This window comes from Halochromatium sp., from assembly GCF_046541315.1.
In the GTDB taxonomy this organism is placed as follows: domain Bacteria; phylum Pseudomonadota; class Gammaproteobacteria; order Chromatiales; family Chromatiaceae; genus Lamprobacter.
This window is the reverse complement of the sequence record NZ_JBKHDN010000202.1, coordinates 1-4,923: the sequence shown is the minus strand read 5'-3', so window position 1 is coordinate 4,923 and position 4,923 is coordinate 1. Positions and strand designations below refer to the sequence as shown.

At 65.0% G+C, this 4,923-nt stretch carries 5 protein-coding genes; all 5 read left to right on the top strand.

Annotation, left to right across the window (positions count from 1 at the left end; all coding sequences use genetic code 11):
* On the top strand, positions 1-1,036 hold a 1,036-nt coding region (atpA, locus tag ACLFQI_RS11545; protein WP_410759482.1), incomplete at its 5' end, for a F0F1 ATP synthase subunit alpha.
* A gap of 120 nt (positions 1,037-1,156) precedes the next feature.
* On the top strand, positions 1,157-2,029 hold the full coding sequence (gene atpG / locus ACLFQI_RS11540) for a F0F1 ATP synthase subunit gamma (RefSeq protein WP_410759480.1): 873 nt from the start codon (positions 1,157-1,159) through the stop codon (positions 2,027-2,029).
* Positions 2,030-2,170: 141 nt separating this feature from the next.
* Positions 2,171-3,547: a F0F1 ATP synthase subunit beta gene (atpD, locus tag ACLFQI_RS11535; protein ID WP_410759478.1), complete on the top strand. Its 1,377-nt coding sequence runs from the start codon at positions 2,171-2,173 to the stop codon at positions 3,545-3,547.
* A gap of 29 nt (positions 3,548-3,576) precedes the next feature.
* Positions 3,577-3,999, top strand: a complete 423-nt coding sequence (locus ACLFQI_RS11530) for a F0F1 ATP synthase subunit epsilon (protein WP_410759476.1) — start codon at positions 3,577-3,579, stop codon at positions 3,997-3,999.
* A 101-nt stretch (positions 4,000-4,100) separates the two neighbouring features.
* On the top strand, positions 4,101-4,923 hold an 823-nt coding region (locus ACLFQI_RS11525), incomplete at its 3' end, for a bifunctional N-acetylglucosamine-1-phosphate uridyltransferase/glucosamine-1-phosphate acetyltransferase (RefSeq protein WP_410759474.1).

The following is a 4,923-nucleotide window of genomic DNA, read 5'->3' as shown; positions in this document are numbered from 1 at the left end:
CGACCGTCAGACCGGTAAGACCGCGGTCGCCATCGACGCCATCATCAACCAGAAGGGCACCGGCGTTAAGTGCATCTACGTCGCCGTCGGCCAGAAGAACTCCTCGGTCGCGGCGGTGCAACGCAAGCTCGAAGAGCACGGCGCGATGGAGCACACCATCATCGTCCATGCCGGCGCCGCCGATTCGGCCGCATTGCAGTTCATCGCGCCCTATGCCGGTTGCGCCATGGGCGAGTATTTCCGCGACAAGGGCGAGGACGCACTGATCGTCTACGATGACCTGACCAAGCAGGCCTGGGCCTATCGCCAGGTGTCGCTGTTGCTGCGCCGTCCGCCGGGACGCGAGGCCTATCCGGGCGATGTGTTCTATCTGCACTCGCGTCTGCTCGAGCGCGCCGCGCGCATCAACGCCGACGAGGTCGAGAAGCTCACCAACGGCAAGGTCAAGGGCAAGACCGGCTCGCTCACCGCGCTGCCGATCATCGAGACCCAGGCTGGCGACGTCTCGGCCTTTGTGCCGACCAACGTGATCTCGATCACCGATGGTCAGATCTTCCTCGAGAGCGATCTGTTCAACGCCGGTATCCGGCCTGCGATCAACGCCGGTCTCTCGGTCTCGCGGGTCGGCGGCTCGGCCCAGACCACGATCATCAAGAAGCTCGGTGGCGGTATCCGCCTGGCGTTGGCCCAGTACCGTGAGCTGGCGGCCTTCTCGCAGTTCGCCTCCGATCTCGACGAGGCCACCCGCAAGCAGCTCGAGCGCGGCGAGCGCGTGACCGAGTTGATGAAGCAGCTGCAGTATCACCCGCTGAATGTGGGCGAGATGGCCGTTTCGCTGTTCGCCGCCAACGAGGGCTATCTCGACGATGTCGAGGTCAAGAAGGTGGTCGATTTCGAGCGTGCCCTGCAGGGCTACATGGCCAGCAATCACAAGTCCTTGCTCGACGACATCAATGCCTCGGGCAAATACGACGACGAGATCAAGAGCGCCCTGCATGGCGCGCTCAAGGACTTCAAGGCCAATCACACCTGGTGAGTCCTCGCCCCGGGCATCCGCTCCGGGCGACGACGCTTCCGGTCCAGTTGGCTCAACCGAGATAGAGGTCTGGCGTGAGCGCGTCCGTTCGGGCGCGCCCGCTCACACACGGAGCACGCAATGGCAGGCGCCAAAGAGATCCGCACCAAGATTTCGAGCATCAAAAGCACCCAGAAGATCACCGGTGCGATGGAGATGGTCGCGACCTCAAAGATGCGTAAGGCCCAAGAGCGTATGCAGGCCTCGCGTCCTTATGCAGAGAAGATGCTGCAGGTGATCCGTCACCTCGCCAAGGCATCGCCCGAATACCGCCACAGCTTCATGGCCGAGCAGCGCGAGATCAAGCGCGTCGGCTACATCGTCGTCTCCTCCGACCGTGGTCTCTGCGGTGGCCTGAACAGCAATCTGTTCCGGCGCTTGGTGGCCCACATCAAGGAGCAGAAGGCCGAGGGGATCGAACCGGTATTCTGCACCATCGGCGCCAAGGCGCTCGGCTTTTTCCGCCGTTTTGGCGGCAAGGTCGAGGCGCAGGTCACCCAGCTCGGCGACAAACCGCATATCGAAGACCTGATCGGCACCGTCAAGGTCATGCTGAACGCCTTCGAGAACGGCGAGGTCGACGCGGTCTACGTGGTCTACAACGAGTTCGTCAACACCATGAGCCAGCAGCCGATCATTCGGCAACTGGTGCCCTTGCAAGCAGCCGACGACCAAGATCGCCCCAGCGGGCCCATCTGGGATTACATCTACGAGCCCGATGCGCGCGTCGTGCTCGACAGTCTGCTGACCCGCTATATCGAATCGCTGGTCTACCAGGCGGTGGTCGAGAACGGCGCCAGCGAGCAGGCCGCGCGCCGCGTCGCCATGAAGGCCGCGTCCGATAATGCCGGCGATCTGATCGATGAATTGCAGCTGGTCTACAACAAGGCGCGCCAGGCGGCGATCACGCAGGAACTCTCCGAGATCGTCAGCGGCGCGGCCGCCGTTGGCTAATGCCCGCGCGCCGCTCTCGTGCCCTGGCTGCGACAGTGGTTTGCAGCGCCTTTGACGGCGCGCCACTGCCGCTGATGGCAACCGACTTCAGGTAAACACGCCCTTGCGCACATTGCGCAAGGCAGAATAGAGGAATCCGCTATGAGTTCCGGTAAGGTGGTGGAAATCATCGGCGCCGTCGTCGACGTCCAGTTCCCGCGCGACGCGATGCCCAAGGTCTACGACGCACTCCAGGTCGACTCCACCGGGTTGACGCTGGAGGTCCAGCAGCAGCTCGGCGACGGCATCGTGCGCACCATCGCGATGGGCACGACCGACGGCCTCAAGCGCGGCGTCGACGCCAGCAACACGGGCTCGCCGATCAGCGTGCCGGTCGGCGCCAAGACCCTCGGGCGCATCATGGATGTGCTCGGTCAGCCGATCGACGAGAAGGGCGACATCGGCGCCGACGAAACCTGGCCGATCCACCGCGACGCGCCCTCGTTCGAGGAGCAGGCCGGCGCGACCGAGATCCTCGAGACCGGCATCAAGGTCATCGACCTGATCATGCCGATCGCCAAGGGCGGCAAGGTCGGCCTGTTCGGTGGCGCCGGCGTCGGCAAGACCGTGACCCTGATGGAGCTGATCCGCAACATCGGCGCCGAGCACGCCGGCTTCTCGGTGTTCGCCGGCGTCGGCGAGCGCACCCGCGAGGGCAACGACTTCTACCACGAGATGACCGAATCCAACGTCCTGGACAAGGTCGCCCTGGTCTACGGCCAGATGAACGAGCCCCCGGGCAACCGGCTGCGCGTGGCGCTGACTGGCCTGACCATGGCCGAGTACTTCCGCGAGGAAGGCCGCGACGTGCTGATGTTCATCGACAACATCTATCGCTACACGCTGGCCGGCACCGAGGTCTCGGCACTGCTCGGCCGGATGCCGTCGGCGGTGGGCTATCAGCCGACCCTGGCCTCGGAGATGGGCGCCCTGCAGGAGCGCATCACCTCGACCCATACCGGCTCGATCACCTCGTTCCAGGCCGTCTACGTGCCGGCGGACGACCTCACCGACCCGTCGCCCGCCACCACCTTCGCGCACTTGGACGCGACCCTGGTGCTCTCGCGTCAGATCGCCGAGCTGGGTATCTATCCGGCCGTGGACCCGCTGGACTCGACCAGCCGGATCCTCGATCCGAACGTCGTTGGCCAGGAACACTACGACACCGCGCGCGCGGTGCAGGGCACCCTGCAGCGCTACAAGGAACTGAAGGACATCATCGCCATCCTCGGCATGGACGAGCTGTCCGAGGACGACAAGCTGATCGTCTCGCGGGCGCGCAAGATCCAGCGCTTCCTGTCGCAGCCGTTCTTCGTCGCCGAGGTCTTCACCGGCTCGCCGGGCAAGTACGTCGGCCTCAAGGACACCATCGCCGGCTTCCAGGCCATCGTCAATGGTGAGCACGACAACCTGCCCGAGCAGGCGTTCTACATGGTCGGCTCGATCGATGAGGCCGTCGCCAAAGCGGAGAAGATGTGATCGCTCGGCGATCGCGGAGGGCCTGAATCATGGCAATGACTGTTCATGTCGACATCGTCAGCGCGGAGGGGGCGATCCACTCCGGGCTCGCGGCGATGCTCTACGCCCCGGGCGAGATGGGCGAACTCGGGATCGCCGCGCGGCACGCACCGCTGATCACGCGCCTCAAGCCGGGTGACGTGCGGGTCGAGGACGAGCACGGCAGCCAGGAGCACTTCTATGTCTCTGGCGGCATGCTCGAGGTCCAGCCCGACATCGTCACCGTGCTCGCGGATACCGCGATCCGGGCCGAGAACATCGACGAGGCCAAGGCCTTGGAAGCCAAGCGTCGTGCCGAGGATGCGCTCGCCGGCCAGACCGCCGAGTTCGAGTACGCCAAGGCGCAGGCCGAACTGGCCGAGGCCATCGCGCAGCTGCGCGCGATCGAGAAGCTGCGTAAGATGAAGGGATAACGCCCGTCCCAATGGGCTGATCGCCGCGATCTTGGTGCAGACGCGCGCTCAAGGCGCGGCGCGATCTTCTCACCGGTACGCAGGGCCAGAGGAAGCTTGTCATGAAGCTCGGCGTCGTCGTTCTCGCCGCTGGTAAAGGCACGCGGATGCGCTCCGCGTTGCCGAAGGTGTTGCATCCGCTGGCTGGGCGTCCGCTGTTGGCGCATGTGCTGGATGCGGCGGTGGCGCTCGGCGCGGCCCAGGTCTGTGTCGTCTACGGTCATGGCGGCGAGCAGGTGCCGGCGGCCTTTCCCGATGCGGCGGCCACCTGGGTCGAACAACGCGAGCGATTGGGCACCGGTCACGCCGTGCTCCAAGCCATGCCGGCCATGGCGGGCATGGATCGGGTGTTGGTGCTCTATGGCGACGTGCCCCTGATCGAACCCGAAACCCTCAATCGCTTGGTCGCCGACTCGGCGAGTACCAAGCTCGGCCTGTTGACCATGCAGCTGGCCGATCCCAACGGCTACGGGCGCATCGTGCGCGATAAGAGCGAGCGGGTGTTACGCATCGTCGAGCAAAAGGATGCGAGTGCTGCCGAGCGCGCGATCAGCGAGGTCAATACCGGCATCATCGTCGCCGAACAAACGAGCTTGGCGACCTGGCTCGGGCGCATCGGCAACGACAACGTACAGCACGAATACTATCTCACCGACATCATCGGGCTCGCTGTCGCCGATGGCGTCGAGGTCGCCACGACCCAGCCGGAAACCCTGGAAGAGGTCGCCGGGATCAATGATCGCGCCCAGCTCGCGGCGCTCGAACGCTATTACCAGCGCGGCCTGGCCCACGCCTTGATGCTCGGTGGAGCCACCGTCGTCGATCCGGAACGGCTCGATGTGCGCGGTTCGCTGATCTGCGATCAGGACGTGGTGCTGGACGTGA